Source organism: Pseudomonas sp. TWR1-1-4 (assembly GCF_049897165.1).
Taxonomy (GTDB): domain Bacteria; phylum Pseudomonadota; class Gammaproteobacteria; order Pseudomonadales; family Pseudomonadaceae; genus Aquipseudomonas; species Aquipseudomonas canadensis.
In genome coordinates this window covers 1-26,751 of record NZ_JAFCVS010000012.1, presented here as the reverse complement: position 1 = coordinate 26,751, position 26,751 = coordinate 1, and the positions used below count along the sequence as shown (strand labels likewise).

Below are 26,751 nucleotides of genomic sequence, written 5' to 3'. Positions count from 1 at the left end.
AGGCCGCCACCCGTACGTCCGCACACCCCGAGGCCCCTGTCGTCGGGGGCTGGCCGGCGCGGGCTTTTGTGCGCACGCCATCGCCGGCAAGCCGGCTCCTACAGGTGAGATTACAGATCTTGTAATAGTTTTGCGTTGTAGGAAGTTTGCGTTTCAGATGTAGGATTCAAGTCCTTTTGTTATTTCAGGATTTGCATGAACACCCTTTCGGAGCCCCCCAGTCGTCTTTCCCCAAGACTTGCGCTGCCGCTGTTCCCTCTGAAGCACCCCGTATTCCGACTGCTAACCTTGTACCGGTCCACTGACCGCGCCTTGCCGTGCCCGGCATTCTGAAAATCGATGACTGAAGAGACTCAATAAATGGAATGGTTAGCGGATCCAACGGCCTGGCTCGGGCTGTTGACCTTGATTGTGCTGGAACTGGTGCTGGGCATCGACAACCTGGTGTTTATCGCGATCCTGGCGGACAAGTTGCCGCCGGAGCAGCGTGACCGTGCGCGGTTGATCGGCCTGTCCCTGGCGCTGCTGATGCGCCTGGGCCTATTGGCGAGTATTTCCTGGCTGGTGACCCTGACGCAGCCGTTGTTCGAGGTGTTCGACAAGAGCTTCTCGGGCCGTGACCTGATCATGTTGTTTGGTGGTGTATTCCTGTTGTTCAAGGCCACCATGGAATTGCACGAGCGCCTCGAAGGCCATGTGGTCCAGCGCACGGGCAATGCCGCCTACGCGATGTTCTGGCCGATCGTGGCGCAGATCGTGGTGCTGGATGCGGTGTTCTCCCTGGATGCGGTGATTACCGCCGTGGGCATGGTGGACGAGCTGGCGGTGATGATGATCGCGGTGATCGTGTCCATCGGCGTGATGATCGTCGCGAGCAAGCCATTGACCCGCTTCGTCAATGCGCACCCGACGGTGATCATGCTGTGCCTGGGCTTCTTGATGATGATCGGTTTCGCCCTGACCGCCGAAGGCCTGGGCTTCCATATTCCGAAGGGCTACCTGTACGCAGCGATTGGTTTCTCGATCCTGATCGAGTTGTTCAACCAGATCGCACGGGCCCGCCGCAAGAAGTCGGCGCAAGGTGTGTTGCCAGTACGTGAGCGTACGGCCCATGCCGTGATGCGCTTGCTCGGCGGTCGTAGTCTGGCGGTGGAAGAGGTGAGCGATGAGGTTGCCGACCTGCTGGGTGAGCCGGATGCTGCGCAAGGCCCGCTGTTTGATCGACGCGAGCGCGTGATGATCAGTGGTGTGCTGCAACTGGCCGAACGGCCGATTCGCACACTGATGACTCCGCGGGCCAAGGTCGACTGCATCGATCTGGCGGACGATCCCGACAGCATTCGCCTGAAACTGATGCATTCGTCCTACTCGCGACTGCCGTTGATCCGCAACGGCGCCGTCGATGAACCGCTGGGCTTTGTGCACAAGAAGGAGTTGCTCAAGGAATACCTGGCCGGTAACGAGCCGAACCTGGAGCACCTGGCACGCCGGGCGATCAACCTGCTGGACAGTTTCTCGATCCTCAATGCCCTGGAGCAGATGCGTCAGGAGTCCACCCACATTGCGTTCGTGATCAACGAATTCGGTGACTTCATGGGTGTGTTGAGCATGACCGACATTCTCGAGTCCATCGCCGGTGAGTTGCCGGACGCCAGCGAAATCGAAGGGCCGGATATTGTCGAGGAGGGCGCTGGTTTCCGCGCCAATGGTGCACTGAACCTCAATCAGGTGCGTCAGCGCACGGGCTTCAACGCGGTTGCGACCGACGATTACCAGACCCTGGCCGGCCTGGTGATGAGTCTGCTGGATCGCCTCCCAGTGGTGGGCGACAGCCTGGAACATGAGGGCTGGCGCCTGACGGTGGCGGCGGTGGAGGACCGCCGGGTGACGCAGGTCAGCCTGCTTCGGTGCGTGGATTCCTGATGGGGGCGTAAGCGGTGTCACTCAGCTTCGATTGATGCCTGGAGTGGCGCCGCCGGGTGTTCTGCCGTCACGTCTAAGCGCGGTTTTTTGCTCTTCGAGCGTTTTTTTCCGAAAGGCATCGACGATGTCTTTCAGGCGTTTGGCGTTTGCAATGCCAAATGCCGGGTGTTTTGGGTGCGACAGCCTTGCGGTCGCGTTGAACAGGCCGGCCAATGCAGTCAGTTCCGAAAGGTCGGATATCGGCCAAAACACCCCGGATGCACTTGCCACCGCCACTTTCATCGGGTGTGCGCCGCCTGCTGCGTCACCCACATGTACGTTACAGAGCAGTTGAAGGTAGTCCGCCATTTGAGCCAGCGGCAGGCCGTGGCGTTTTTCTGCCAGGAGCGTGTGCACGGGGATCGCCGCAGTCAGTTTTAAGTTGGGCTGAGTGATTGCGTCGTAGTAAGTGTAGGCCTCCATAGTGAGCTTTCGCAGGTTTGGAGCAGAGGGCGCGCATGTGTCGGGCCTCTGCGTGACAAAAAAATGCCCTTTTTTTGACTGGTTTATCAGTACGTGGTTGGCTTCTGGATCGATCAGCCACATTAGAATCCCCAGGAATTTGGTGTACTCGGAGCTTCTGGTGCTCATGTCTGATTTGAATTCAATCAGGAAGAACCTGTCTTCATGGGCGGTTAGCACATCGCCCGCTGCACTTTCAGCCTTGCCGTCCAATTTCGCGAGTAGTGGCGGTGTTGCCGCCATTTCTTTCACTGCCAGATCGAGCTTTTCCTTGGCCTTATTACAGGTGTTTTGCTGTGTTTTGTCTGAGGGATTGCACAGCAGTAAATGATTGTTCAATTGGAACCATCCAAGCGCATCTGAAATCAGTGTCTGCTGTTTTTCGCGGTGATGGATCCACTGAGTATCGCGAAATGCCAGAATCAACGTATCTTCCCAGGGCTGGTCAGTATTCTCTGTTGCAGTAGCAGTGCTCATATCCATCCCCTCAGTTAACCGCCACGCCACTGAATTTCACCACGTTATCCTCACCCTTGAGGCTGCGAAACCTGATCTTGAGTGCCGGGATGCTCTCCAGCTTCCCGCGCACGGGCTGGAACACCATCGTCACTCGGGTCGGCACATTGCGTACCAGCGCAAATGCGTTCCACTGGTCAGACTTAGATTGGCCGACCTGCAGTTGCTCGACATCCAGGGAGCCGCCGGTTTTTTCAAATAGGGTGCTTTGCTTAAGGTCGCGCATTTCGCGGTCGACATTGGTGTTGGTCAGTTCCAGCAGGCAGCTCGGTGCCTGGCCAATCTGCTCACACTCCAGCAGTTCGATGCGTACACCGTCGACCAGCTCTATACGCTTGCCAAACAGGTTGGCGCCGTCATTTTCAGTCATCAGCTTTTGCGATTGGGCAAATTCGAAAGTGGGTTTGGCGTACTCACTGCCCAAAATGAAAAAACCGCCGGCGAGCAATACGGCCAGGATCACCGAAAGCGTGCCTTTTATCGCATCCGGCAGGCGACGCGCCTGCCAGCCAATAGACAGTGCCGCGAGGAACAGGAACACGCTGATCACCAGAATCAAGTTTTTCCAGTTGAGAAAGCCAAAGCCGAACACGCTGGGATCGGGAAACACATAGGTGATCAGCGCCCACATGGCGCCCAGCGTTGCGCTGATACCGGCCATGACTTTGGTGATTGCAGCATTGAGGCGTTTTTGCGGAAGCAGAGGAGTGTCCATACGCAGAAGAAAATCCATCGAGGCGGTAGAGGTGGTGCCGAACATTAACTCAATGAAGGCATTGAGCTATTATCCAGTAAGTGGCCGCCCGGTAAAGCATTTCGATGCGCTGTCTATCACGCACGGGGCGTTATCGGTTTATGCGGGCGTGTGAAACGTAAGCGTTGTCAGAATCACCCCGCTGGGGTGCAGATCCGTCGACAAGCCTTCGATTAGCGGACGGGTGCCCAATGTGATGATCGCGATGTAGATCAGCAGGCAGAATGACTTGAGTCGCTCGAAATCATGCTGGGCGAGCTCAAGTTGCAAGGTGGGTGACGGGCGTTTCTCCAAGACTTCAGCTTCAATGGTCTTGAACATTGCCGACCTGGTGGCTGAGACTAATTTGAGCAGCTTAGACGCTAGGTCGTACCGTGCAAGAGGGGACGCTGGACGTAGCGGTCGAAAAGCTCTTCCACAGTTTTTTCCTGATCTTTAATGGGGTCGAAACCCTCGATAATTTCCATCAGTTCGCCCATGACGTAAACCAACAAGGTGGGCGTGCCCTTGACATGGGGGTGTTGCGGAGTGTTTGCGCAGTCCAGCACCAGGCTCACGATATCGGGATGCCTGGCAGCAATCCGTTCGAACAATGGGCCGGTGTCTGCGCACGCAGGGCAGCGAGCTGAAACGAACAATAGAAACACGGGGTGGGAGGTACTCAGTACCTTTTCATATTCCTCGGCGTTGGTAATGGTTGCGGTGGCAATTCCCATGATAGTGGTCCTCCTGGACAGTGCGAGTGTCTGCCCACGCTAAGTCGAGGAATCACTGCCGTCTACTGTCAACCTTCACAGGTCGCTATCGCGCTCCAGGCGTTCCCGCGCCTTGCGCGCCTGGCTTGCGCATTTCTTGTATTCAAGGTTGTCCCTCGAAGCCTTTGCCTGACGGTAGCCGTGGTGGTTCTGGCTGGTGTAGTTGGTGCTCAGGGCTGCGTTGAGCTTGCGCAGTTCTTCCTTGCATTCGCGGCGGTCGTTACTGGCCCAAGCACTGCCGGCCACCAGAAAGGAAAGCAAGACCAGGGTGAGGCGGAACTTCATCAGGGCGGAGTCCTTGTCGGAATGAATGTGCCAAGGCTAGCCCAGCGTGGGGATTTTTCCACGCGCCAGACGCACTGCAACGGTGCGCGGTAACGCCGTCGTAGCGCACGCAACTGGGTCTGTCACCGCTGTGTGGGGCCTTGGGTAGCAAAGTGATTTCAGGTGCTGGCTTAACGCCTTATCGCACATCATCTTTTATCTAGTTGATTTAACACAGATTTATCCATGTCGTTTTTTTCTGTTGCCGCGTGTGGCACACTTTCTGCTGTCTATTCCGTTGTTACATACTAAGTTCCGGTATAGCGGAATACACAACTCCTGGAGTGCTTGTCATGCATCACCGACCTTCCGTGTTTAAAGCGTGTGTTTTTCTCTTCGCCGCATCGGCTTCCTTCGCAAGCATCGTGCAGGCGGCGGACAGCAAGCTCGATGATGTGCTCAAGCGTGGGCACTTGATCGTGGGTACAGGCAGTACCAATGCGCCGTGGCACTTCCAGGGAGCGGATGGCAAGTTGCAGGGGTTTGATATCGACATCGGCCGCATAGTGGCCAAGGGCTTGTTCAATGACCCAAGCAAGGTCGAGTTCGTGGTGCAGTCGTCTGATGCCCGGATTCCCAACCTGCTCACCGACAAGGTCGACATGAGTTGCCAGTTCATTACCGTCACCGCCAGCCGTGCCCAGCAGGTCGCGTTCACCCTGCCGTACTACCGCGAAGGCGTGGGCCTGCTGCTGCCGAACAACAGCAAGTACAAAGAGATTGAAGACCTGCAGGCTGGCGGCGACGGCGTCACCGTGGCTGTGCTGCAAAACGTGTATGCCGAAGAGCTGGTGCACCAGGCGTTGCCCAAGGCCAAGGTCGACCAGTACGACAGCGTCGACCTGATGTATCAGGCCGTGAACTCCGGTCGCGCCGATGCCGCCGCCACCGACCAGTCCTCGGTCAAATACCTGATGGTGCAGAACCCAGGCCGCTACCGCAGCCCGACGTACGCCTGGAGCCCGCAGACCTATGCGTGCGCCGTCAAGCGTGGCGACCAGGACTGGCTGAACTTCGTCAACACCGCGCTGCATGAAGCCATGACCGGTGTCGAGTTCCCGACCTACAAGGCCTCGTTCAAGCAATGGTTCGGTGTCGACCTGCCGGAACCCGCGATCGGCTTCCCGGTTGAGTTCAAGTAAATCGAAAACCTGGGGCGTCGCTGACGGCGCCCCAATCAGGTACTGCTGACCATGAACTATCAGTTGAACTTTGCCGCCGTGTGGCGCGACTTCCCCAGTTTGCTGGCAGGGCTCGGCCTGGGCCTTGAGCTGGCGCTGCTGTCGATCGCCATCGGCTGTGTGATCGGCCTGATGATGGCGTTTGCCATGCTCTCCAAGCACCGTGCGTTGCGGATCTTCGCCTCGGTGTATGTGACGGTGGTGCGCAATACGCCGATCCTTGTGTTGATCCTGTTGATCTACTTTGCGTTGCCTAGTCTCGGGATCCGTCTGGACAAGATCCCGTCGTTCATCATCACCTTGTCGCTGTACGCGGGTGCCTACTTGACCGAAGTGTTCCGCGCCGGGCTGTTGAACATTCCCAAGGGCCTGCGGGAAGCCGGGTTGGCTATCGGCCTGGGCGAATGGCGTATCCGCGCCTACATCACCGTACCGGTGATGCTGCGCAATGTGCTGCCCGCGCTGTCGAACAATTTCATTTCGCTGTTCAAGGACACCTCGCTCGCCGCCGCTATCGCGGTGCCGGAGCTGACCTACTACGCCCGCAAGATCAACGTCGAAAGCTACCGGGTGATTGAAACCTGGATGGTCACGACGGCGCTCTACGTGGCTGCCTGTTACCTCATTGCCATGCTGTTCCGTTACCTGGAACAGCGTCTGGCGATCCGTCGTTAAGCGAGGTTTCCATGTACGAATCCCCCATCTGGCTGCATGAGTTGTGGATCGCCCGGGATACCCTCTGGGCGGGCTTTCAAGCCAGTGTTTATGTGTCTGCGTTGGCGATTATCTTTGGCACCCTGATCGGCATTGTCGCCGGGTTGATCCTGACCTACGGCAAGTTCTGGATGCGTGCACCGTTTCGTCTGTATGTCGACCTGATCCGTGGCACGCCGGTGTTCGTGCTGGTGCTGGCGTGTTTCTACATGCTGCCGGCGCTCGGTTGGCAGATCACCGCGTTCCAGGCCGGTGCGGTCGGGTTGACGCTGTTCTGCGGTTCTCACGTCTCCGAGATCGTGCGCGGCGCGCTGCAAGCCATTCCCCGTGGGCAACTGGAAGCGGGCAAGGCCATCGGCCTGACGTTCTACCAGTCCCTGGGCTATGTGTTGCTGCCCCAGGCGCTGCGCCAGATTTTGCCAACCTGGGTCAATTCCTCCACGGAAATCGTCAAGGCCTCCACCTTGCTCTCGGTGATCGGCGTGGCCGAGTTGCTGCTCAGTACCCAGCAAGTGATCGCGCGCACCTTCATGACCTTGGAGTTCTACCTGTTCGCAGGCTTTATGTTCTTTGTCATCAACTACGCCATCGAGTTATTCGGGCGCTACATTGAAAAGCGGGTGGCCTTGCCATGAACCAACCTCACACCAACCAACCGCTGCTGAACATCCGTGGCCTGCGTAAGCAATACGGCCAGGTGGAAGTGCTCAAGGGTGTTGACCTGTCCATGCAGCGCGGCAACGTGGTGACCTTGATCGGCTCCAGCGGCTCGGGCAAGACCACACTGTTGCGTTGCGTCAACCTGCTGGAAGAGTTCCAGGGCGGCCAAATCACCTTGGATGGCGAGTCCATCGGTTACAGCGAAATCGCCGGCAAGCGCGTGCGCCACCCTGAGCGCGTCATTGCGCAGCACCGTGCGATGACGGGCATGGCGTTCCAGCAATTCAACCTTTTCCCCCATTTGACTGCGTTGCAGAACGTTACCCTCGGCTTGCTCAAGGTCAAGAAAATGAGCAAGGACGAAGCCGTTGCGCTGGCGGAAAAATGGCTGGACCGCGTAGGACTTCTAGAGCGTCGCAACCACTTCCCCGGCCAACTGTCCGGCGGCCAGCAACAGCGTGTGGCGATTGCCCGCGCCATTGCCATGAACCCCAGCCTGATGCTGTTCGACGAAGTCACCTCGGCCCTCGACCCCGAGTTGGTGGGCGAAGTGCTCAGCGTGATCAAGGGCCTGGCGGAGGAGGGCATGACCATGTTGCTGGTCACCCACGAAATGCGCTTTGCCTATGAAGTCTCGGACAAGATCGTTTTCATGAACCAGGGCCGCATTGAAGAACAGGGCACCTCGAAGGACATCTTCGAACGCCCGCAATCGCCGCGCCTGGCGGAATTTCTCAAGAACATTCGTTTTTAATCAGGAGCCTTTTTTATGAGCATTACTCGTTACGGTGCCGGTAGCACAGCCGGCGGTGGCCAACCCCGTCCGTTCGCCCGTGCGGTGGAAGCCGATGGTTGGTTGTACGTCTCAGGCCAGGTGCCTGCGGTGGACGGCGAAATCATCACTGGGGGCATCATCGAACAGACCCGTCAGACCATGCGCAACGTGGTGGCGATCCTCGAAGAAGCGGGTTACGAATTGAAGGATGTCGTGCGCGTCGGCGTGTGGCTGGAAGACCCGCGGGACTTCTGGAGCTTCAACAAAGTGTTCGGCGAATACTTCACCCCGGAACACGCTCCGGCGCGGGCCTGCGTGCAGGCGAACATGATGGTCGATTGCAAGGTCGAGATCGATTGCGTGGCGTACAAGAAGAAGTAAAGATGATCGCCCGTTTGTGGGCGTGGGTTTTCTGTGGTGAGGGGGCTTGTCCCCCGCTGGAGTGCGCAGCGCTCCCGCTCTTTTTGGGGCCGCTTCGCAGCCCAGCGCGAGCAAGCTCGCTCACCACAACAGCTCGCTCACCACAGGTTGATCGCCCGCTTTGAGAATTTATGAGACCGACACTGCCATGACCGAAGACACCATCAAACGCCGCGCCAAAGGCCTGGACCGTGCATTCGATATCCTCGATTTTCTCAAGGAAATGGGCCAGCCCCTGCGCCCGAATGATATTGCCAGTGGCATCGGCAGCCCCAAGTCCACCGTCTACGAACTGGTTGCGTCGCTGCTTGAGCGGCGCATCCTGGAGACGGTGGGCAAGGACGGTCACGTCTACCTCGGCCGCCAGCTGTATTTTCTCGGCCAGGCGCACCTGCGCCATTTCGACCTGACCCGCGAGGCCGATCACGCCTTGCAGGAAATCGTCAGCCAGACCCACGAAACTGCGCAGATGTGCCTGCTCAACGGGCGCAAATACACGGTGGCGCTGATGCGTGAAGGCGAGCGGCATTTCCGTATCTCCTCGGACATTGGCGAAAACGCGCCGATCCCGTGGACCGCTTCCGGGCGCCTGTTGCTGGGGCACTTGAGCGACCAGCAGATCATCGACCTGATCGATCACGACGACTTCATCCTGCCGGACGGTCAGCGCCTGCCGCTGGAGACCTTCCTGGCGCAAATCCGTCAGGCCACCCTCGATGGCTTCTTCTCCTTCGACAGCGTTGCCGACACCTTTACCCACTGCTTTGCCGCCCCGGTGCGGGACGCGCAAGGCATCAGCATCGCGACGCTGTGTATCGTCGCCCCACGCGCCGATGCCACAAAAAACTACAACGACTATCGCCGGGTGTTGATCGACAGCGCCAACAACCTGGCCCGGCGTATCAACGAATAGGAGTTTTCCATGTCTGCCATCAATGCCGTTGAAAAGGGCGCCGCCGCCGTCGGGGCCCACCTGGTCCGTGACGTCAGCCTGCCCGCTCTGGTACTGCACCGTGACGCCCTGGAACACAACATCCGCTGGATGCAGGACTTCGTCAGCAAGAGCGGCGCCGAGCTGGCGCCCCATGGCAAGACCAGCATGATGCCGGCGCTGTTTCAGCGCCAGATCGAAGCGGGTGCCTGGGGGATTACACTGGCCAACGCGGTGCAGACTCGCGCCGCTTATGCCGGTGGCGTGCGTCGCGTGCTGATGGCCAACCAACTGGTGGGCGCGCCGAACATGGCGTTGATCGCTGACCTGTTGGCCGACACGGACTTCGACTTCCACTGCATGGTCGATCACCCGGACAACGTTGCTGACCTGGGTCTGTTCTTCGCCGCCCGTGGCCTGCGCCTGAACGTGATGATCGAATATGGCGTGGTCGGCGGCCGTTGCGGCTGTCGCAGCGAGCAGGAAGTGCGTGACCTGGCCAAGGCGATCAAGGCCCAGCCGGCCCTGGCCCTCACCGGTATCGAAGGCTACGAAGGCGTGATCCATGGCGAGCATGCGATCAGCGGCATTCGCGCCTTCGCCGCCAGCCTGGTGCGCCTGGCCGTGGACCTGCAGAACAACGGTTCTTTCGACCTGCCCAAGCCCATCGTCACGGCGTCGGGTTCGGCCTGGTACGACCTGATTGCCGAGTCGTTTGAAGAACAGAACGCTGCTGGCCGCTTCCTCAGCGTATTGCGCCCCGGCAGCTACGTGGCCCATGACCACGGTATCTACAAAGAGGCGCAGTGCTGCGTGCTAGACCGTCGCAGCGACCTCAGCGAAGGCCTGCGCCCGGCCCTGGAAGTCTGGGCCCATGTGCAATCGTTGCCCGAGCCGGGTTTTGCGGTGATCGCCCTGGGCAAGCGCGACGTGGCCTACGACGCTGGTTTGCCGTTGCCACTCAAACGCTACAAGGCCGGAATTTTGCCGGCGCAAGGTGATGACGTGGGCGAGTGCAAGGTCACGGCGGTGATGGACCAACATGCGTTCATGAGCGTGGCGCCGGGGGTTGAATTGCGTATTGGCGACATCATTTCCTTTGGCACATCCCACCCTTGTTTGACGTTTGACAAGTGGCAAGTCGGCTGCCTGGTGGATGAGCAGTTGCAGGTGATCGAGAGTTTGCATACCTGCTTCTAGACCGCGTCGCTCCCTTCGCGAGCAAGCCCGCTCCCACACTTGAAATGCATTCCAAATGTGGGAGCGGGCTTGCTCGCGAAGGGGCCATCAGCCCCAACCGAGATAATCGCCATGACCACCCAACCCCGCATCGCCCTCATCGGCGAATGCATGATCGAACTGCAACACCGCGCTGACGGCAGCCTGCACCAGAGCTTCGGAGGTGACACCTTGAACGCGGCGGTGTACCTGCGCCGCGAACTGGGCGCTACCGGCCATGTTGACTACGTCACGGCCCTGGGCGATGACAGCTTCAGCGATGCCATGTGTCAGCAATGGGCGCAGGAAGGCCTGGGCCTGGGCATGGTCCAGCGCTTGCCTGGGCGTTTGCCGGGTTTGTACTGCATCCAGACCGACGCCAATGGCGAACGCAAATTTCTCTACTGGCGCAACGAAGCCGCTGTGCGTGACTGTTTCACCACGCCCGCCGCCGAGCCGATCCTGGCCGCTTTGCCGGACTACGACGTGGTGTATTTCAGCGGCATCACCCTGGCGGTGTTGGGTGACATCGGCCGTGAGCGTTTGCTGCAAACCTTGGTCGAGACCCGTCGGCGAGGGGGCAAGGTGGTGTTCGACAACAACTATCGGCCGCGTCTTTGGGCCAGTGTTGAAGCGGCCCGCACGGCGTATCACCGTGTCTTGGCCGAGGTGGATATCGCCTTGTTGACCGAAGATGACGAGCGTGCGTTGTTTGGTTATGCCGACAGTGAACAAGTGTTCGCGGCGTATCCGGGGATTGAAGAGGTGGTGCTTAAGCGTGGGGCGGATGAATGCCTGATTCGTTGCAAGGGCGAGCGCTTTGCCGTGCCGGCGCTGAAGGTGGAAAAGGTGGTGGATACGACAGCGGCGGGGGATTCGTTCAGTGCGGCGTATTTGGCCAGCCGGCTCAAGGATGGCTCGCCGGAGGAAGCTGCGCTGGCCGGGCATCGGCTGGCCAGTCGGGTCATCCAAGTACCCGGCGCACTTATTCCCCAAGCCTGACACCGCCTCTGTAGCAGCCGGCTTGCTGGCTCCTACAGAGGGGTGTTGATCAATCGCGGTAGAACACCTGCACCAGGTGATACCCGAACTTGCTCTTGATCGGCCCGTGAACCACCTTCACCGGCTTCTTGAAGATCACCGCATCAATCGCCCCCACCATTTGCCCTGGCCGCACTTCACCCAGATCGCCGCCGCGCTTGCCGGACGGGCAAGTGGAGTACTTCTTGGCCAGCACATCAAAGGCTTCGCCCTTGGCGATGCGCTGCTTGATTTGTTCGGCTTCTTCGCTGGTTTTCACCAGGATATGACGGGCTTGGGCTTTCATTGATCTCTACCAGGTACGTGCAACGGCGCGCGATTATGCCTGAACTCATTCAACCACGCTGATCATGCTGCGGATTTTCGTGGCCAGCAGGTCGATGGAAAACGGCTTGGCCACCATGTCCATGCCGTCCTCCAGAAAGCCCTGGCGCTCAGCGGCTTTTTCCGCGTAACCGGTCATGAACAATACGCGCAGTCCAGGGCGGTGTTGGCGTGCGATCTCTGCCAGTTGCCGGCCGTTCATGCCCGGCAGTCCGACATCGGTGACCAGTAAGTCCACACGCAAATCCGACTCCAGCAGCGGCAGTGCCGCCCGTGCATCCGCCGCCTGGTGGGCGGTGTAGCCCAGTTCATCGAGCACATTGACCACCAGCATACGCACCGCCGGGTCGTCTTCGACCACCACCACGGCTTCACCGGCCAGGGCCACCGGGGCTTCACCGAGGCTGGCGGGCAAACTGCTTTCCAGTGCAGTGCCATACAGGCGCGGCAGGTACAGACGCACGCAGGTGCCCTGGCCCGGTTCGCTATGAATGGTCACGTGGCCGCCGGACTGTTGGGCAAAGCCATAGATCATCGACAGCCCCAGGCCGGTGCCTTGGCCGATGGGCTTGGTGGTGAAAAAGGGATCGAAAGCCTTGGCCAGAATCTTCGGTGCCATGCCGGTGCCGTTGTCGCACACACCGAGCATCACGTAGTCGCCAGCCTTGACCGGTTCAAGGGTGGCGATGTCGGTGCCGTCCAGGTAGCTATTGGCGGTTTCTATCAGGATTTCACCGCCGTCGGGCATGGCGTCGCGGGCGTTGATCACCAGGTTGAGCAGAGCGTTTTCCAGTTGGCTGGCGTCGGTGTTCACCGGCCAGATGTCGTGGCCCAGTTGTACCTTGAGCGCGATGTGCGCGCCTTTGGTGCGCCGGAACAAGTCTTCCAGCGAGGCGACCAACTGGTTCGGATCCAGCGGGCGCCGGTCCAGCGACTGTCGGCGCGAGAACGCCAGCAAACGGTGGGTGAGGGCGGCGGCGCGATGGGCTGAGGACACCGCCGCGTCAGTAAAACGACCGATCTCGTCACTGCGCCCGGCAGCGATATAACGCTGCATCAGGTCCAGGCTGCCGATGATGCCAGTGAGCATATTGTTGAAGTCGTGGGCAATGCCGCCGGTGAGCTGGCCGACGGCCTCCATCTTCTGCGCATGGCGCAGTGCATCTTCGGCGCGCTCGCGCTCGTACATCTCGTTTTGCAGGCGCTGGTTGGCTTCGGCCAGGGCCTGGGTGCGTTGGGCTACGCGTTCTTCAAGGTTTTCGTTGAGGTGACGCAGGGCTTCTTCGGTGAGTTTGCGTTCAGTCTCATCGATCACAAAAATGTAGAAACCATTCACCGAGCCGTCAGTGCTGAAGCGCGGCAGGTACTTCATCAAGGCGTGGCGTGGGCGGCCGTCGCGGTGCGGAGTAATGGTCATGAAGCTGCACGCCTTGCCCTTGAGCGCGGCGGCGATCTTGTCTTCACGTCCGGCATACACCTCGTCGCCGAGTACTTCGCGGATGGTCTTGCCGTACAGCTCCTGGGGCGTCATGCCGTACCACTCCAGGTACGCGCTGTTGTTCAGGCGAAAGCGCTGTTCATGGTCGACGTAACCGATCAGCACCGGCATGGCGTTGATGATCAGCTGCAACTCGGTCTGGCTCTGGCGCAGGGCCTGTTCGGTGTGTTTGCGCTCGGTCAGGTCTAGCGCGGCCCCGAGGAACCGTGTCGGCCGACCTTGATGATCCTTGTAGCAGCGGCCACGGGCGAACACCCAGCGTATCTGGCCATCGGCCTGCAACAGGCGGTATTCCTCGGCGTACTCGGTGCCGAAGGTGATGCAGTGCTTGATACTGCGCGCCACCATGCCACGGTCTTCAGGGTGTACCCCGTGCAGGTAGTCGCTGATCGGCAACAGGCGCGCATTGCTGGGGTTGACGCCGTGCAGGTAGGCGAAATGCGCGTCGGCGATAAAGCGGTCTTCACCGATATCCCAATCCCAGGTGCCTACCGCGTCGGTGGCGGCCAGGGCCAACTGCAAGCGTTGCTCGGTGTTGTGCTGGGCTCTGCGGCGTTCGTTGGTTTCGATGGCGGTGACGAGGATGCCGGCCACTCGGGTGCTTTCATCGCGGATCGGGCTGTAGGTCAGGTCCAGCCAGATTTCCGTGTCGCGATTGTTGCGCTGCAGCACGAAACGCTGCTCGCTGAAGGTGCGCACCTGGCCGCTGAGTACGGCGTCATAGATCGGCGCGGTAAAGCCTTCCAGCTCCGGCCAGGTCTGATGCGTCGGCTGCCCCATTGCTTCAGGATGTTTGTTGCCGGCCAACTGGGCGAAGCCGTCGTTGTAGAGTTGCGTGAGTTGGTCGCCCCACAGCAGGAGCATCGGCATCGGCGAGTGGACGACGATATCCACGGCGGTGCGCAGGCTTTGCGGCCAACCACTGGTCTCACCGAGCGGGCTTTGCGCCCAGTCCAGCCGCGCAATCAATGCGGCGGCTTCGCTACCGGTGGATGTTCCAATCATGAAAAAGCCCTGAGCGTAACGCTTTGAAAGATGACAACACCCATTATCCCGTGACTTGGGAATGGCTGACTACCCCCGAAAAATAGCATGCATTCGGGGTTTGTCTTCAAATGAGTGCGTCAGGGCTGAAGCCTTTCATCCTCGGGCGAGTTCAGGGCGGTCGCGGAACTGCTCCAGCGCCTTCGGGTTGGCCAGGGCGTCGGTATTCTTCACCGGCTCACCGTGCACCACATTGCGCACCGCCAATTCGACAATCTTGCCGCTGATGGTGCGGGGGATATCGGTGACAGCGAGGATCTTCGCCGGCACATGGCGCGGTGTGGTGTTGGCGCGAATCACCTGGCGGATCTGCTGCTCCAGCGCTTCGTCCAATTCCACACCGTCGTTGAGGCGTACGAACAGCACCACGCGCACGTCGTCCTGCCAGCGTTGGCCGATGGCCAAGCTTTCCTGCACTTGTGGGACTTTTTCCACCTGGCGGTAAATCTCGGCCGTGCCAATCCGCACACCGCCGGGGTTGAGCACCGCGTCGGAGCGCCCGTGGATCAGCAGGCTGCCGTTGGGGCGCTGTTCGGCGTAGTCCCCTTGGGCCCAGACGCCGGGAAACTGGCTGAAATACGAAGCGAGCAGTTTCTTGCTCTCCGGATCGTTCCATAGCCCGATGGGCATGGCCGGGAAATGCCGGGTGCACACTAGCTCGCCTTTTTCGCCGACCAGCGGCTGGCCCTGTTCATCCCACACCTCGATGGCCATCGCCAGGCTCTTGCACTGCATTTCACCGCGACGCACCGGCAGCACCGGGTTGCCGATCACAAAGCAGGAGACGATATCGGTGCCACCGGACATGGACGACAGGCACAGCTCGCCCTTGATCTCGCGGTACACGTAGTCGTAACTCTGGGGCGATAGTGGCGAACCGGTCGAAATCAAGCCTTTGAGACTGCTCAACTTGTGGCTCAGGCGCGGTTGCAAGCCGGCCTTTTCCAAGGTGGCGAGAAACTTGGGACTGGTGCCGAACACGCTGATCTTCTCGGCATCAATCAGGTCGATCAGCCGCTCGGGGCCTGGATGAAACGGCGAACCGTCATACAGCACCGCCGTGGCGCCGATGGCCAGGACCGACACCAGCCAGTTCCACATCATCCAGCCGCAGGTGGTGTAGTAGAACAGGCAGTCCTCGCGGGACAGGTCGGCATGCAGGCCGTGTTCCTTGAGGTGGGTGAGCAGCACGCCGCCGGTGCCGTGGATGATGCACTTGGGGACGCCGGTGGTGCCACTGGAATAGAGGATATACAGCGGATGATCGAATGGCACCGCGACGAATTCAGGCTCGCCGCCGGGCTGATAGAAGTCTTGCCACAGCGCGACGCGGGCGTGGGTCTGATAGTCCTCGATCCTTGCTTGGGGGCGTGCGTACGGCACGATGATCAACTGCTCCAGGGACGGCAGGCGTTCGAGGATTTCATTGAGCTTGGCGGTCTGGTCGATATCGTTGCCGGCATAACGATATCCGGCGCAGGTGATCAGCACCTTGGGCTCGATCTGGCCGAACCGGTCTATCACACCCTGGGTGCCGAAGTCCGGCGATGAGCACGACCAGATTGCGCCGAGGCTGGTGGTGGCAAGCATGCCCACCAGGGTCTGCCAGGTATTGGGCATACACGCCGCGACGCGATCACCCTGGACCACGCCGGCCGCCCGTAGGCTGTTTTGCAGGCCGGCGACATGGGCGGCCAGTTCGGCGTAGGTCAATTGCTCGCGCTGGCCGTCTTCACTGAGGGCGACCACGGCGGGGTGATCGTCGCGGCGGCGCAACAGGTGCTCGGCAAAGTTCAGGGTCGCGCCGGGAAACCATTGGGCGCTGGGCATTTCGGTGTCTTCGATCAGCACCGCGGTGGGCGGGCTGCGAAACTGCACGTCGAAGTACGTCACGATCGCCCGCCAGAAATCCGCGCGCTGGTCGATGCTCCACTGGTGAAGCGCCGGGTAGTCGCTGAGCTGCACGCTGTAGCGTTCGTTGATGTAGCGCCGGAACTGGTCCATCCGCGTGTGGGCGATGCGTTCCGGGGAGGGTTGCCAGAGGATCTCGGACATAGTGGGCCTCTTGTTATTGTGCCAGCCAGCCGCCGTCGATATTCCACGCCGCGCCGCGCACCTGGCTGCCGGCTTCGCTGCACAAGAACAGCACCAGCTCGCCCAATTGCGGCGGCGTGACAAACTCCAGGGACGGCTGCTTCTCCGCCAGCAGATCATGCTGCGCCTGCTGCGGGTCCACGCCGGTGGCCGCGCGATCGTCGATCTGTTTTTGCACCAGCGGCGTCAGCACCCAGCCGGGGCAGATGGCGTTGCAGGTGACGTTACTGGTGGCGGTTTCCAGGCCGACGACCTTGGTCAAACCAATCACGCCGTGCTTGGCTGCCACATACGCGGCCTTGCCCACCGAGCCGACCTGGCCATGCACCGAGGCGATATTGACGATACGCCCCCAGCCCTTGGCTTTCATGCCCGGCAAGCTCAAGCGTGTGCTGTGGAACACCGACGACAAGTTGATCGCAATGATCGAGTCCCAGCGCTCCGCCGGGAAGTCTTCCACTGCCGCCACATGTTGGATGCCGGCGTTGTTCACCAGGATATCCACGCCGCCGAATTCATGCTCGGCGTAGGCGATCATGTCGGCGATCTGCGCCGGGTCGCTGACGTCGGCCGGATGATGGCCGACCTTGCCGCCGAAAGCCTGCACCTGGGCGATCACCGCGCTGGCGTCGCCGAAGCCGTTGAGGATCAGGTTGGCGCCGGCCTTGGCCAGGCTCAGTGCAATCCCTAAGCCGATGCCGCTGGTGGAGCCGGTGACCAGGGCGGTCTTGCCGTTCAATGTCGTCATGAAAACCTCACACAATGCCGGTGGCGTAGAAAGTACCGATCACCACGAACACCGCGAGGGTCTTGATAATCGTGATGCCGAAAATGTCCTTGTAGGCTTCGCGGTGCGTCAGGCCAGTGACCGCCAGCAGCGTGATCACCGCGCCGTTGTGGGGCAGGGTGTCCATGCCGCCGCTGGCCATGGCCGCGACGCGGTGCAGCACTTCAAGGGGGATATTGGCCGCATGGGCCGCCGAAATAAAGCTCTCGGACATGGCCGCCAGGGCGATGCTCATGCCGCCCGACGCGGAGCCGGTGATGCCGGCCAGCAGGGTCACGGTGATCGCTTCGTTGACCAGCGGGTTGGGGATGCCCTTGAGCCAGTCCGCCAGCACCAGAAAGCCTGGCAGCGAGGCGATCACGGCACCAAAGCCGTATTCGGACGCGGTGTTCATTGCCGCCAGCAACGCGCCGCTGACCGCGCTCTTGCTGCCTTCGGCGAGCTTGCTTTTGATTGCCGAGAAGCCGAACACCAGCACCACGATAATCCCCACCAGCAATGCCGCCTGCACCGCCCAGATCGCGGTGAGCTTGGCGATTTCGGTGGTTACCGGGGTGGTCATGCCTGGCAGGGCAAGGCTGTGGGTCTTGCCGTACCACTGCGGGATCCAGTGCGTGAACAACAGGTTCATCACACCCACCAGGATCAGTGGTGACAGCGCGATCCACGGGTTGGGCAGTGCCAGGTTATCGGCGGTTTCCGGCTCGTTGCGCAGTTCGGTACCGTAGCCTTCACCGGCCCGTTGCGCCTTGTTGCGTTGGCGCGCCAGGTACAGCATGCCGGCGCAAAACACGAAGATCGTGCCGATCAGGCCCAGCCACGGCGCCGCCCAGGCGGTGGTATTGAAAAAGGTGCTGGGGATGATGTTCTGGATCTGTGGCGTGCCGGGCAGCGCGTCCATGGTGAACGAGAACGCGCCGAGGGCGATGGTTGCCGGGATCAGGCGTTTCGGGATATTGCTCTGGCGGAACATCTCCGCCGCGAACGGGTACACCGCAAACACCACCACGAACAGCGACACGCCGCCGTAGGTGAGCAGGGCGCAGACCAGCACGATCACGAGCATCGCCTGGCGGGTGCCGAGCAAGCGAATAGCCGCCGCCACGATCGAGCGCGAAAAACCCGACAGCTCGATCAGCTTGCCGAACACCGCGCCAAGCAGGAACACCGGGAAATACAGTTTGATAAAGCCGACCATTTTCTCCATGAACACCCCGGTAAAGGCAGGGGCGACGGCGGACGGGTCGGTGAGCAAGACAGCGCCGAGGGCGGCGATGGGGGCAAACAGGATAACGCTATAGCCACGGTAGGCAGCCAGCATCAGCAACGCGAGCGCTGCCAGGGCAATGATCACACTCATGGTGTGTCTCCATCGGATTGTTATTTTTGTGGGGTGAGGCTTTGGAGGAGGGCTATAGCGAGATATGTGCCAAATTCATAACTTATTGATATTTATAAAATTTCTATAAATTTGTAGCGGCATTCTTGACTGTTGTCTCTATTTTGAGACGGACAGGGATCAAATGTGGGAGCTGGCTTGCCTGCGATAGCGGTGTGTCAGTCAACAATTGTCCAGCTGAACCACCGCTATCGCAGGCAAGCCAGCTCCCACAGCAGATTATCTTCATATTGAGATTGTTGTCTCTTTAGTGAGACTGAGCGAGACCTAACGCCACCATTTTCTTGTACAACGTCGACCGCCCGAGCCCCAACCGTTTGGCCGCTTCCACCACATTCCCCTCACAGGCCCGCAATGCCGTGCCGATCACCTGCCGATCAAACCGCTCCCGCGCTGCGCTGAAGCTTTCTCCCTCAACCGCCGCTACCGCGCTGCCACGCTCCACCGGCGTAAAGGTGCCGATCGCCGCCCGGATCTCCCCGGCATTCAGCACCAGGTCATCACTCAGCAGCGCCGCGCGCTCCAATACGTTGCGCAGCTCACGGATGTTCCCCGGCCACGCATGCTGCGCCAGCAGCGCCAAGGCTTCACGGTCCAGCTCATGCTGGCTGCGCAACTCCTCAAGAATCGCCTCGCTCAACGCCGGAATGTCCTCCAGCCGCTCACGCAATGGCGGCACCTGGATCGGCAGCACGTTCAGCCGGTAATACAGGTCGGCGCGGAACTCGCCCCGTTTGATCGCCGCTTCCAGGTCCATCGACGTGGCCGCGATCACCCGCACATCGCTATGCAGCATTTCATTGGAGCCGACCGGCTCGAATTCCTTTTCCTGCAACACCCGCAGCAATTTGCTTTGCAACGGCAGGGGCATGTCGCCGATTTCATCGAGGAACAACGTGCCGCCCTGGGCAATCTGGAATTTGCCCGGACGGCCCTTGCGGTCGGCGCCGGTAAACGCACCCGGCGCGGTGCCGAAGAACTCGGCTTCCAGCAGGTCAGCGGGAATCGCTGCACTGTTGATACTGACAAATGCCTTGTGCGCACGGCTTGAGGCGCCGTGAATTGCCTGGGCGAGCAATTCCTTGCCGGTGCCAGTCTCGCCCAGCAGTAACACCGGCGATTCGGCGCTGGCACTGCGTCGCGCACGGCGTTTGACTTCGAGGCTGGCGGCGCTGGTGCCGATAAAGTGCGCGAAGTTGTATTTGCTCTGGCGCGAACGCAGCAAGGAGCGCGTCGAGGCCAGTTCCTGCTGCATGCTCAAGTAACGCTCAATCAACGGGGACAGGTTGCGCAGTTCATCGAACAGCGCAAAACCAATCGCGCCGATCACCGCGCCTGCGTCGTTGTGGATCGGCAAACGCATCACCACCAACGGGCCTTTGGGCGTGTCCTGGATATCCAGCAGGATCGGCTGGTCGTTGCGCACCACCTGGCGTAACAGACTGTTGGAGATTACCTGTTCACACGGCTGGCCGATGGCTTCGTCGGCGCTCTTGAGGCCGAAACGCTTGGCGTAGCGCTCGTTCATCCACACGATATTGGCGTCGCGGTCGACAATCACCGTGCCTTCGCTGGACTGCTCGATGATCTCGAACAGCGACTGGATGGCCAGGCCACGCACCTGCTGATAGTCCTTGAGGTTATCGGTGATGTTCATGTTTAGGCTACCAACACAAATTGGACATGGAGTCGCGATCCTTGTGGGAGCGGGCTTGTTTATAAGGGAATATGCGCCGCTGCTAGCAGCTCTTTGGTGTACGGATGTTGCGGTGCATCGAACACCTCATGGCTGGCGCCGCGCTCCACCACCTGGCCGTCCTTGATCACGATCATGTCATGGGCCATGGCGCGCACCACGGCCAGGTCATGGCTGATAAACAGGTAAGTCAGGCCGTACTTGTCTTGCAGCTCGCGCAGCAACGCCACCACTTGTTTCTGTACGGTGCGGTCAAGGGCCGAGGTCGGTTCGTCGAGCAGCATCAGTGCCGGCTTGAGTACCAAGGCGCGGGCGATGGCGATGCGTTGGCGCTGGCCGCCGGAGAATTCATGGGGGTAACGGTGGCGGCTGGCAGGGTCGAGGCCCACATCCTTGAGCACCTGGATCACCTGCGCATCGCGGTCGGCCAGGCTGCACGGCGCGTGCACTTCCAGGCCTTCGCTGATGATCTGCTCCACGGTCATGCGTGGGCTGAGGCTGCCGTAGGGGTCCTGGAACACCACCTGCATCTGCTTGCGCCATGGGCGCATCTGCTGGTTATTCAGCGGGTCGAGGGCTTCGCCCTGGAAGCGGATGCTGCCGGTGGAGTCCAGCAGCCGCAGGATCGCCTGGCCCAGGGTGGATTTGCCCGAGCCGGACTCGCCGACAATCCCCAGGGTCTTGCCGCGTTGCACGCTGAGGCTGATGCCGTCTACAGCACGCAGGTAGGTCTTGCGCCGGAACAACCCGCCGCCGAGGGGGAACTGCACGGTCAGGTCGTCCACCTGCAAAACGGTTTCGCGTTCGTCACTGCACAGCGCATCACCGTCCGGTTCGGCGTCCAGCAGCAGGCGGCTATACGGGTGTTGCGGCGCATTGAACAGGCTCTGGCAGTCGGCCTGCTCGACAATCTCGCCTGCGCGCATCACGCACACGCGCTGGGCGATGCTGCGCACCAGATTGAGGTCGTGGCTGATCAGCAGCAGCGACATGCCCAAGCGTTGTTGCAGGGACTTGAGCAGCAATAGGATCTTGCGCTGCACGGTCACGTCCAGCGCGGTGGTGGGTTCGTCAGCGATCAGCAGTTCCGGCTCGCAGGCCAGGGCCATGGCGATCATTACCCGCTGGCGTTGCCCGCCGGACAGTTGATGAGGATAGGCCTTGAGCCGCTCCTGGGGTTTCTGGATGCCCACCAGGTCAAGCAATTCCAGGATGCGCGCCTGGGCTGCCTTGCCACCCAGGCCCTTGTGCAACAGCAGGGTTTCGCCGATCTGCTTTTCGATGCTGTGCAACGGGTTCAGGGAGGTCATCGGCTCCTGGAAGATCATCGCAATGCGGTTGCCGCGTAACTTCTGCAGGGTCGCCGCCGATGCGCCGATCAATTCCTGGCCGCGGTACTGGATAGAACCGGTGGTTTCAGTGCCGGCTTCGGGCAGCAGTTGCAGAATCGAGTGGGCAGTCACCGACTTGCCCGAGCCCGACTCGCCCACCAGCGCCAGGCACTCGCCGGGGCGAACGTCCAGACTCAGGTTGCGCACCACGGTCTGGCCGCTGAAGGCGACGCTGAGGTCGCGGATTTCGATCAGGTTCATAGGCGGTCACTCATGAGCGTGGGTCGAAGGCATCACGCAATGCCTCGCCGATAAACACCAGCAGCGACAGGATCAGCGCCAGTGTGAAGAACGCCGTCAGGCCCAGCCAGGGCGCTTGCAGGTTCTGCTTGCCCTGGGCGATCAACTCGCCCAGGGAGGCGCTGCCTGCCGGCATGCCGAAACCGAGGAAATCCAGGGCGCTCAGGGTAGAAATCGCGCCGGTCAGGATGAACGGCAGGTAACTCAAGGTGGCCGTCATGGCGTTGGGCAGGATATGCCGGCGAATGATCTTGCCGTCACCCAACCCCAAGGCCCGTGCTGCCTTGACGTATTCCAGGTTACGCCCGCGCAGGAACTCGGCGCGCACCACGTCCACCAGGGCCAGCCAGGAAAACAGCGCCATGATCCCCAGCAACCACCAGAAATTCGGTTCGACAAAACCGGACAGGATGATCAGCAGGTACAGCACCGGTAGCCCGGACCACACCTCCAGCACGCGCTGGCCAATCAAATCCACCCAGCCGCCGTAATAGCCCTGCAATGCGCCGGCCGCAATACCGATGGCGGCGCTGATCGCGGTGAGCGCCAGGGCAAACAGGATCGACACCCGCGCACCAAAGATCACCCGCGCCAACACATCCCGCGACTGGTCGTCAGTGCCCAGCCAGTTCACCGCCGAGGGCGGGCTGGGGGCAGGGCGGGTCAGTTCGTAGTTGGGCGTGTCGTCGCTGAACGGGATCGGCGGGAACAGCATCCAGCCGCCGTCCTGCTCAATCAGCTTTTTCACGTAGTCACTGCGATAGTCGGCCTGGAACGGCAGCTGGCCGCCGAACTGTTGCTCGGTGTACCGCTTGAACACCGGGAAATACAGTTCGTTCTTGAAACTCAACACCAGGGGCTTGTCATTGGCGATCAACTCACCGCCGAGGGTCAGGATAAACAGGCCGATAAACAGCCACAGCGACCACCAGCCGCGTCGGTTTTTCTTGAAACGCTCGAAACGGCGGCGCGCCACGGGAGACAGGTTAAGCATCAGGCGTTCCTCGCGGCGAAGTCGATACGCGGGTCCACCAGGGTGTAGCAGAGGTCACCGATGAGTTTTATCAAGAGGCCGAACAACGTGAAGATGAACAACGAACCGAACACCACCGGGTAATCGCGGGAGACGGCGGCTTCGTAGCTCATGCGGCCGAGGCCATCGAGGGAGAAGATCACCTCGATCAGCAGGGAGCCGGCGAAGAACACGGCGATGAACGCCTGGGGAATCCCCGAGATCACCAGCAACATGGCGTTGCGAAATACGTGGCCGTACAACACGCGCCTTTCGCTCAGGCCCTTGGCGCGCGCGGTCACTACGTACTGGCGCGTGATTTCATTGAGGAATGAGTTTTTGGTGAGGATGGTCAGCGTGGCGAACCCACCGATGACCAACGAGGTAACTGGCAACACCAGGTGCCAGAAATAATCGGCAATCTTGCCCACGGTACTCAGCTCTTCGAAGTTCTCCGATACCAGCCCGCGCACAGGGAACCAGTTCAGCGACGTACCGCCGGCAAACACCACGATCAGGAACATCGCAAACAGGAACGCCGGCATCGCATAGCCGATGACGATCGCGGTGCTGCTCCACACATCGAAGCTGCTGCCATGGCGCACCGCCTTGCGAATCCCCAGGGGGATCGACACTAGGTAGGTGATCAGCGTAGCCCAGAGGCCGAGGGAGATGGTGACGGGCATTTTTTCCAGGATCAGATCGATCACCGTCTTGCCGCGAAAGAAACTGTTACCAAAGTCCAACTGCGCGTAGCTCTTGAGCATCAGCCACAGGCGTTCCGGCGCAGGCTTGTCGAAGCCGTACTGTTTTTCGATGTCCGCGATCAACTTCGGGTCCAGCCCACGGCTGGCGCGGGAACCGCCGCTGATGCCTTCGCCGGACGAGCCGCCGACGCCACCGCCGCCAATGCCTTGCAAGTGGGCGATGGCCTGTTCCACCGGGCCGCCGGGGGCCGCTTGTACGATCACGAAATTCACCAGCAGGATGATCACCAGCGTCGGGATGATCAGCAGCAGGCGCCGCACGATATAGGCAAACATCAGCGCGCCCCTCCGCGTTTTTTCAGCTCAGCGTTCATTTGTTCGTTGGTCAGTGGGGTAGGGCTGATTTCCCACCAGGTTTCCAGGGCTTCGTCGTTTTTCGCCTCGATGGCCGGGCGGCCGAAGCGGTTCCACCACGCGGCGGACGTGCCGGGCGGGTAGTAATTGGGGATCCACAGGTAATTCCATTGCAGCACCCGGTCCAGCGCGTGGGCGTAGGTGAGCATCTGCGCTTGGGTGTCGGCCTTGACCAGACCCTTGATCAGGCTGTCGACGGCCGGGTCCTTGAGCACCATGTAGTTGTTGGCGCCGGGGTCAAAGGCGGCGGCCGAGCCGAAGTAGTTGTACAGCTCCATGCCGGGCGACGTGGTGACCGGGAAGCCGGTGACGATCATGTCGTAGTCCCGTGCCATTACCCGGTTCACATACTGGGAGGAGTCGATGCGGCGGATATTCAGAGTGATGCCGATCTGCGCCAGGTTGCGTTTGTACGGCAGCAACAGGCGCTCCAGGCCGCTTTGCGCGTTGAGGAAGGTAAATTCCAGCGGCTCGCCCTCGGCGTTCACCAGTTTGTCGCCGTCCGGTTTCCAGCCGGCTTCCTCCAGCAAGGCCAGGGCCTGCAATTGCTTGTCGCGGATCATGCCGCTGCCGTCGGTGACCGGCGCCTTGAATACCTGGGTGAACACCTCGTCGGGCACCTGGCCGCGCAAGGGCTCAAGAATCGCCAGTTCTTCTGGGGTCGGCGGCTGGCTGGCCGCCAGCGGGCTGTTGGAGAAGAAGCTCTGCTGGCGGATGTACATGTTGCGCATCATCTGCCGGTTGGCCCATTCGAAGTCCCACAGCATCGCCAGGGCCTGGCGCACGCGGCGGTCCTTGAACATCGGTTTTTGCACATTGAACACATAACCCTGCGCCGGTTGCGGCATTTCCTTGGCCAAGTGCGCGCGTTGCAGGCGACCGTCATCCAGGGCCGGGCCGTTGTAGCCGATGGAGTAACCGGTGGCGGAAAACTCGCGGTTGAAATCGTAGGCGCCGCCACGCAATACCTGGCGGGCCACTTCGGTGTCGCCGAAATACTCCAGGCTCAGGTGATCGAAGTTGTACAGGCCACGGCTGACGGGCAGGTCCTTGCCCCACCAGTTCGGGTCGCGGGTAAAGGTGATGGTGCTGCCGGAGTCGATCTTGCTGACTTTATAGGGGCCGCTGCCGAGAGGCGCTTCATAGCCGCCGCCGTTGGCGAAGTCGCGGGTCTTCCACCAGTGTTCCGGGAAGACCGGCAGGGTGGCGATGTCCAGGGGCAGGGTGCGGTTTTCATTGCTGGAGAAATCAAAGCGTACCTGACGTTCGCCTTCGACTTCGACGTGCTTGACGTCGGCAAACAGGGTGCGAAAGCGCAGGCTGCCTTGGGTCATCAGCAGGTCGAAGCTGTAGCGCACGTCTTCGGCGGTGATGGGTTTACCGTCCGCAAAACGTGCCTTGGGATTGAGGAAAAAACGCAGCGACAGGCCGTCATCGGCGCGCTCCATTTTTTCGGCCACCAGGCCGTAAACGGTGTAGGGCTCGTCCAGGGAGCGCTGGGCCAGGGGCGCGTACAGCCAGCCGTCGACCTGGGAAACCCCGATGCCTTTGTCGATATAGGGCAACACGTGGTCAAAGCGCCCGATCTCGATGGCCGAACGGCGCAGGCTACCGCCCTTGGGGGCATTCGGGTTGGCGTAGTCGAAATGGGTAAAGCCGGCGGGGTACTTGGCCGGTTCGCCGTACACGGTCAGGTACGGTTGCGGTGCCGCGATCACGGCCGTGCTGGCCAGCAGCAGGGCCAGGGTTGAACTAAAAATGTAGGAAAAAGCCAATCGCATTGTCAGCCTTGAACGCCGTGTGAAGTATAAAAGGGATTTGTACGCTAACGGCATCAGCGTCGCCAGTCATCACATGCACAACGGCCCACCTGAAGGCGGGCCGTTGTTTAGAGCATCAGCGCAGACTGGATCAGTCCTGGCGGCTGGTGACTTCCAGCAGGTGGTAGCCGAACTGGGTTTTTACCGGGCCTTGTACGGTGTTGACCGGGGCGCTGAATACGACAGTGTCGAATTCCTTGACCATCTGGCCTGGACCGAACGAACCCAGGTTGCCGCCGTCGCGGCTGGACGGGCAGCTGGAGTTGGCTTTGGCGATTTCTGCGAAATCGGCGCCGCCTTCGATTTGGGCCTTGAGTTCGTTGCACTTGTCTTCAGTGGAAACGAGGATGTGACGGGCGGTGGCTTTGGCCATGGGGAGTAACTCCTTGAATGAAAAGGGTGAGCGTACCGGATTCAGGCGGTTATTTCTTGGCAAAGTTCCGTTGGGGTGGTTGGTGGTGGTGTACATATCCGTTGCTGCGGTGATGGCTGGTATTGGTTCCGCCCTTACGGCGGGTCACTTTTGAAAAGAGCCCAAAAGTAACCAAAAGGCTCTTGCCCCAACACTCGGCACCTCGCTTAGGCTCGGTGTGCCCTCACTCCGGCTTGAAT

At 60.5% G+C, this 26,751-nt stretch carries 25 protein-coding genes; 9 read left to right on the top strand and 16 right to left on the bottom strand.

Translation table 11 applies throughout. The features are described 5' to 3' along the window. The first annotated feature begins 360 nt into the window (after nt 1-360). On the top strand, nt 361-1,923 hold the full coding sequence (locus ACP7C6_RS29300) for a TerC family protein (RefSeq protein WP_122685286.1): 1,563 nt from the start codon (nt 361-363) through the stop codon (nt 1,921-1,923). 21 nt (nt 1,924-1,944) lie between these two features. On the opposite strand, the gene ACP7C6_RS29295 is transcribed toward ACP7C6_RS29300, so the two are convergent. From ACP7C6_RS29295 to ACP7C6_RS29275, 5 genes are all read right to left on the bottom strand, one after another. Next, nucleotides 1,945-2,901 carry a hypothetical protein gene (locus ACP7C6_RS29295; RefSeq protein ID WP_122727679.1) on the bottom strand — a complete coding sequence of 319 codons (957 nt, stop codon included), beginning with the start codon at nt 2,899-2,901 and terminating at the stop codon, nt 1,945-1,947. A gap of 10 nt (nt 2,902-2,911) precedes the next feature. Further along, complete coding sequence (locus ACP7C6_RS29290) at nt 2,912-3,655, bottom strand: hypothetical protein (protein WP_028616423.1); 744 nt, start codon at nt 3,653-3,655, stop codon at nt 2,912-2,914. A 138-nt stretch (nt 3,656-3,793) separates the two neighbouring features. Further along, complete coding sequence (locus tag ACP7C6_RS29285) at nt 3,794-4,015, bottom strand: hypothetical protein (protein WP_028616422.1); 222 nt, start codon at nt 4,013-4,015, stop codon at nt 3,794-3,796. A gap of 41 nt (nt 4,016-4,056) precedes the next feature. After that, the gene (locus ACP7C6_RS29280) at nt 4,057-4,410 is read right to left on the bottom strand and encodes a thioredoxin family protein (protein WP_068938034.1); all 354 of its coding nucleotides are present in this window, start codon (nt 4,408-4,410) and stop codon (nt 4,057-4,059) included. Between the two features lie 75 nt (nt 4,411-4,485). Then, nucleotides 4,486-4,734, bottom strand: coding sequence for a hypothetical protein (locus ACP7C6_RS29275; protein ID WP_028616420.1), 249 nt, complete (start codon nt 4,732-4,734; stop codon nt 4,486-4,488). Nucleotides 4,735-5,066: 332 nt separating this feature from the next. On the opposite strand from ACP7C6_RS29275, the gene ACP7C6_RS29270 reads away from it, so the two are divergent. From ACP7C6_RS29270 to ACP7C6_RS29235, 8 genes are all read left to right on the top strand, one after another. Beyond that, a complete protein-coding gene (locus ACP7C6_RS29270; RefSeq protein WP_122685290.1) occupies nt 5,067-5,915 on the top strand; it encodes a transporter substrate-binding domain-containing protein in 849 nt (282 codons plus the stop codon). 51 nt (nt 5,916-5,966) lie between these two features. Next, entirely contained in the window at nt 5,967-6,629 is a 663-nt protein-coding gene (locus ACP7C6_RS29265; protein ID WP_426109595.1) for an amino acid ABC transporter permease, read from the top strand. Between the two features lie 11 nt (nt 6,630-6,640). Beyond that, nucleotides 6,641-7,303, top strand: coding sequence for an amino acid ABC transporter permease (locus tag ACP7C6_RS29260; protein WP_426109594.1), 663 nt, complete (start codon nt 6,641-6,643; stop codon nt 7,301-7,303). Next, nucleotides 7,300-8,082, top strand: a complete 783-nt coding sequence (locus ACP7C6_RS29255; protein ID WP_426109593.1) for an amino acid ABC transporter ATP-binding protein — start codon at nt 7,300-7,302, stop codon at nt 8,080-8,082. The genes ACP7C6_RS29260 and ACP7C6_RS29255 overlap by 4 nt, the downstream gene beginning before the upstream one ends. A 15-nt stretch (nt 8,083-8,097) precedes the next feature. Next, nucleotides 8,098-8,484 (top strand): RidA family protein, encoded by a 387-nt coding sequence (locus ACP7C6_RS29250; RefSeq protein ID WP_016976584.1) that lies wholly within the window; start codon nt 8,098-8,100, stop codon nt 8,482-8,484. Nucleotides 8,485-8,671: 187 nt separating this feature from the next. After that, nucleotides 8,672-9,436 (top strand): IclR family transcriptional regulator, encoded by a 765-nt coding sequence (locus ACP7C6_RS29245; protein ID WP_305385537.1) that lies wholly within the window; start codon nt 8,672-8,674, stop codon nt 9,434-9,436. A 9-nt stretch (nt 9,437-9,445) separates the two neighbouring features. Further along, entirely contained in the window at nt 9,446-10,654 is a 1,209-nt protein-coding gene (locus ACP7C6_RS29240; RefSeq protein WP_122685294.1) for an amino acid deaminase, read from the top strand. Between the two features lie 111 nt (nt 10,655-10,765). Further along, the gene (locus tag ACP7C6_RS29235) at nt 10,766-11,674 is read left to right on the top strand and encodes a sugar kinase (protein ID WP_122685296.1); all 909 of its coding nucleotides are present in this window, start codon (nt 10,766-10,768) and stop codon (nt 11,672-11,674) included. Nucleotides 11,675-11,723: 49 nt separating this feature from the next. Here ACP7C6_RS29235 and ACP7C6_RS29230 read toward each other — a convergent pair whose 3' ends face one another. From ACP7C6_RS29230 to ACP7C6_RS29180, 11 genes are all read right to left on the bottom strand, one after another. Next, nucleotides 11,724-11,999: a peptidylprolyl isomerase gene (locus ACP7C6_RS29230; RefSeq protein ID WP_426109592.1), complete on the bottom strand. Its 276-nt coding sequence runs from the start codon at nt 11,997-11,999 to the stop codon at nt 11,724-11,726. 45 nt (nt 12,000-12,044) lie between these two features. Continuing rightward, complete coding sequence (locus tag ACP7C6_RS29225; protein WP_068938038.1) at nt 12,045-14,540, bottom strand: hybrid sensor histidine kinase/response regulator; 2,496 nt, start codon at nt 14,538-14,540, stop codon at nt 12,045-12,047. A gap of 135 nt (nt 14,541-14,675) precedes the next feature. Then, complete coding sequence (locus ACP7C6_RS29220) at nt 14,676-16,634, bottom strand: acetoacetate--CoA ligase (RefSeq protein WP_426109591.1); 1,959 nt, start codon at nt 16,632-16,634, stop codon at nt 14,676-14,678. Between the two features lie 13 nt (nt 16,635-16,647). Further along, nucleotides 16,648-17,421, bottom strand: a complete 774-nt coding sequence (locus ACP7C6_RS29215) for a 3-hydroxybutyrate dehydrogenase (protein ID WP_028616413.1) — start codon at nt 17,419-17,421, stop codon at nt 16,648-16,650. Nucleotides 17,422-17,428: 7 nt separating this feature from the next. Beyond that, the gene (locus ACP7C6_RS29210) at nt 17,429-18,820 is read right to left on the bottom strand and encodes a GntP family permease (RefSeq protein ID WP_177053736.1); all 1,392 of its coding nucleotides are present in this window, start codon (nt 18,818-18,820) and stop codon (nt 17,429-17,431) included. Between the two features lie 286 nt (nt 18,821-19,106). After that, nucleotides 19,107-20,516, bottom strand: a complete 1,410-nt coding sequence (locus ACP7C6_RS29205; protein WP_308908742.1) for a sigma-54 interaction domain-containing protein — start codon at nt 20,514-20,516, stop codon at nt 19,107-19,109. 59 nt (nt 20,517-20,575) lie between these two features. After that, a complete protein-coding gene (locus tag ACP7C6_RS29200; RefSeq protein WP_028616410.1) occupies nt 20,576-22,147 on the bottom strand; it encodes an ABC transporter ATP-binding protein in 1,572 nt (523 codons plus the stop codon). A gap of 10 nt (nt 22,148-22,157) precedes the next feature. After that, a complete protein-coding gene (locus ACP7C6_RS29195) occupies nt 22,158-23,180 on the bottom strand; it encodes an ABC transporter permease (protein WP_028616409.1) in 1,023 nt (340 codons plus the stop codon). Further along, nucleotides 23,180-24,241 carry a microcin C ABC transporter permease YejB gene (locus tag ACP7C6_RS29190; RefSeq protein WP_016976573.1) on the bottom strand — a complete coding sequence of 354 codons (1,062 nt, stop codon included), beginning with the start codon at nt 24,239-24,241 and terminating at the stop codon, nt 23,180-23,182. Before ACP7C6_RS29190 ends, ACP7C6_RS29195 begins: the two co-directional genes overlap by 1 nt. Continuing rightward, nucleotides 24,241-26,100 (bottom strand): extracellular solute-binding protein, encoded by a 1,860-nt coding sequence (locus tag ACP7C6_RS29185; RefSeq protein ID WP_028616408.1) that lies wholly within the window; start codon nt 26,098-26,100, stop codon nt 24,241-24,243. Before ACP7C6_RS29185 ends, ACP7C6_RS29190 begins: the two co-directional genes overlap by 1 nt. Nucleotides 26,101-26,230: 130 nt before the next feature. Next, the gene (locus tag ACP7C6_RS29180) at nt 26,231-26,512 is read right to left on the bottom strand and encodes a peptidylprolyl isomerase (RefSeq protein ID WP_010210937.1); all 282 of its coding nucleotides are present in this window, start codon (nt 26,510-26,512) and stop codon (nt 26,231-26,233) included. Nucleotides 26,513-26,751 lie beyond the last annotated feature (239 nt).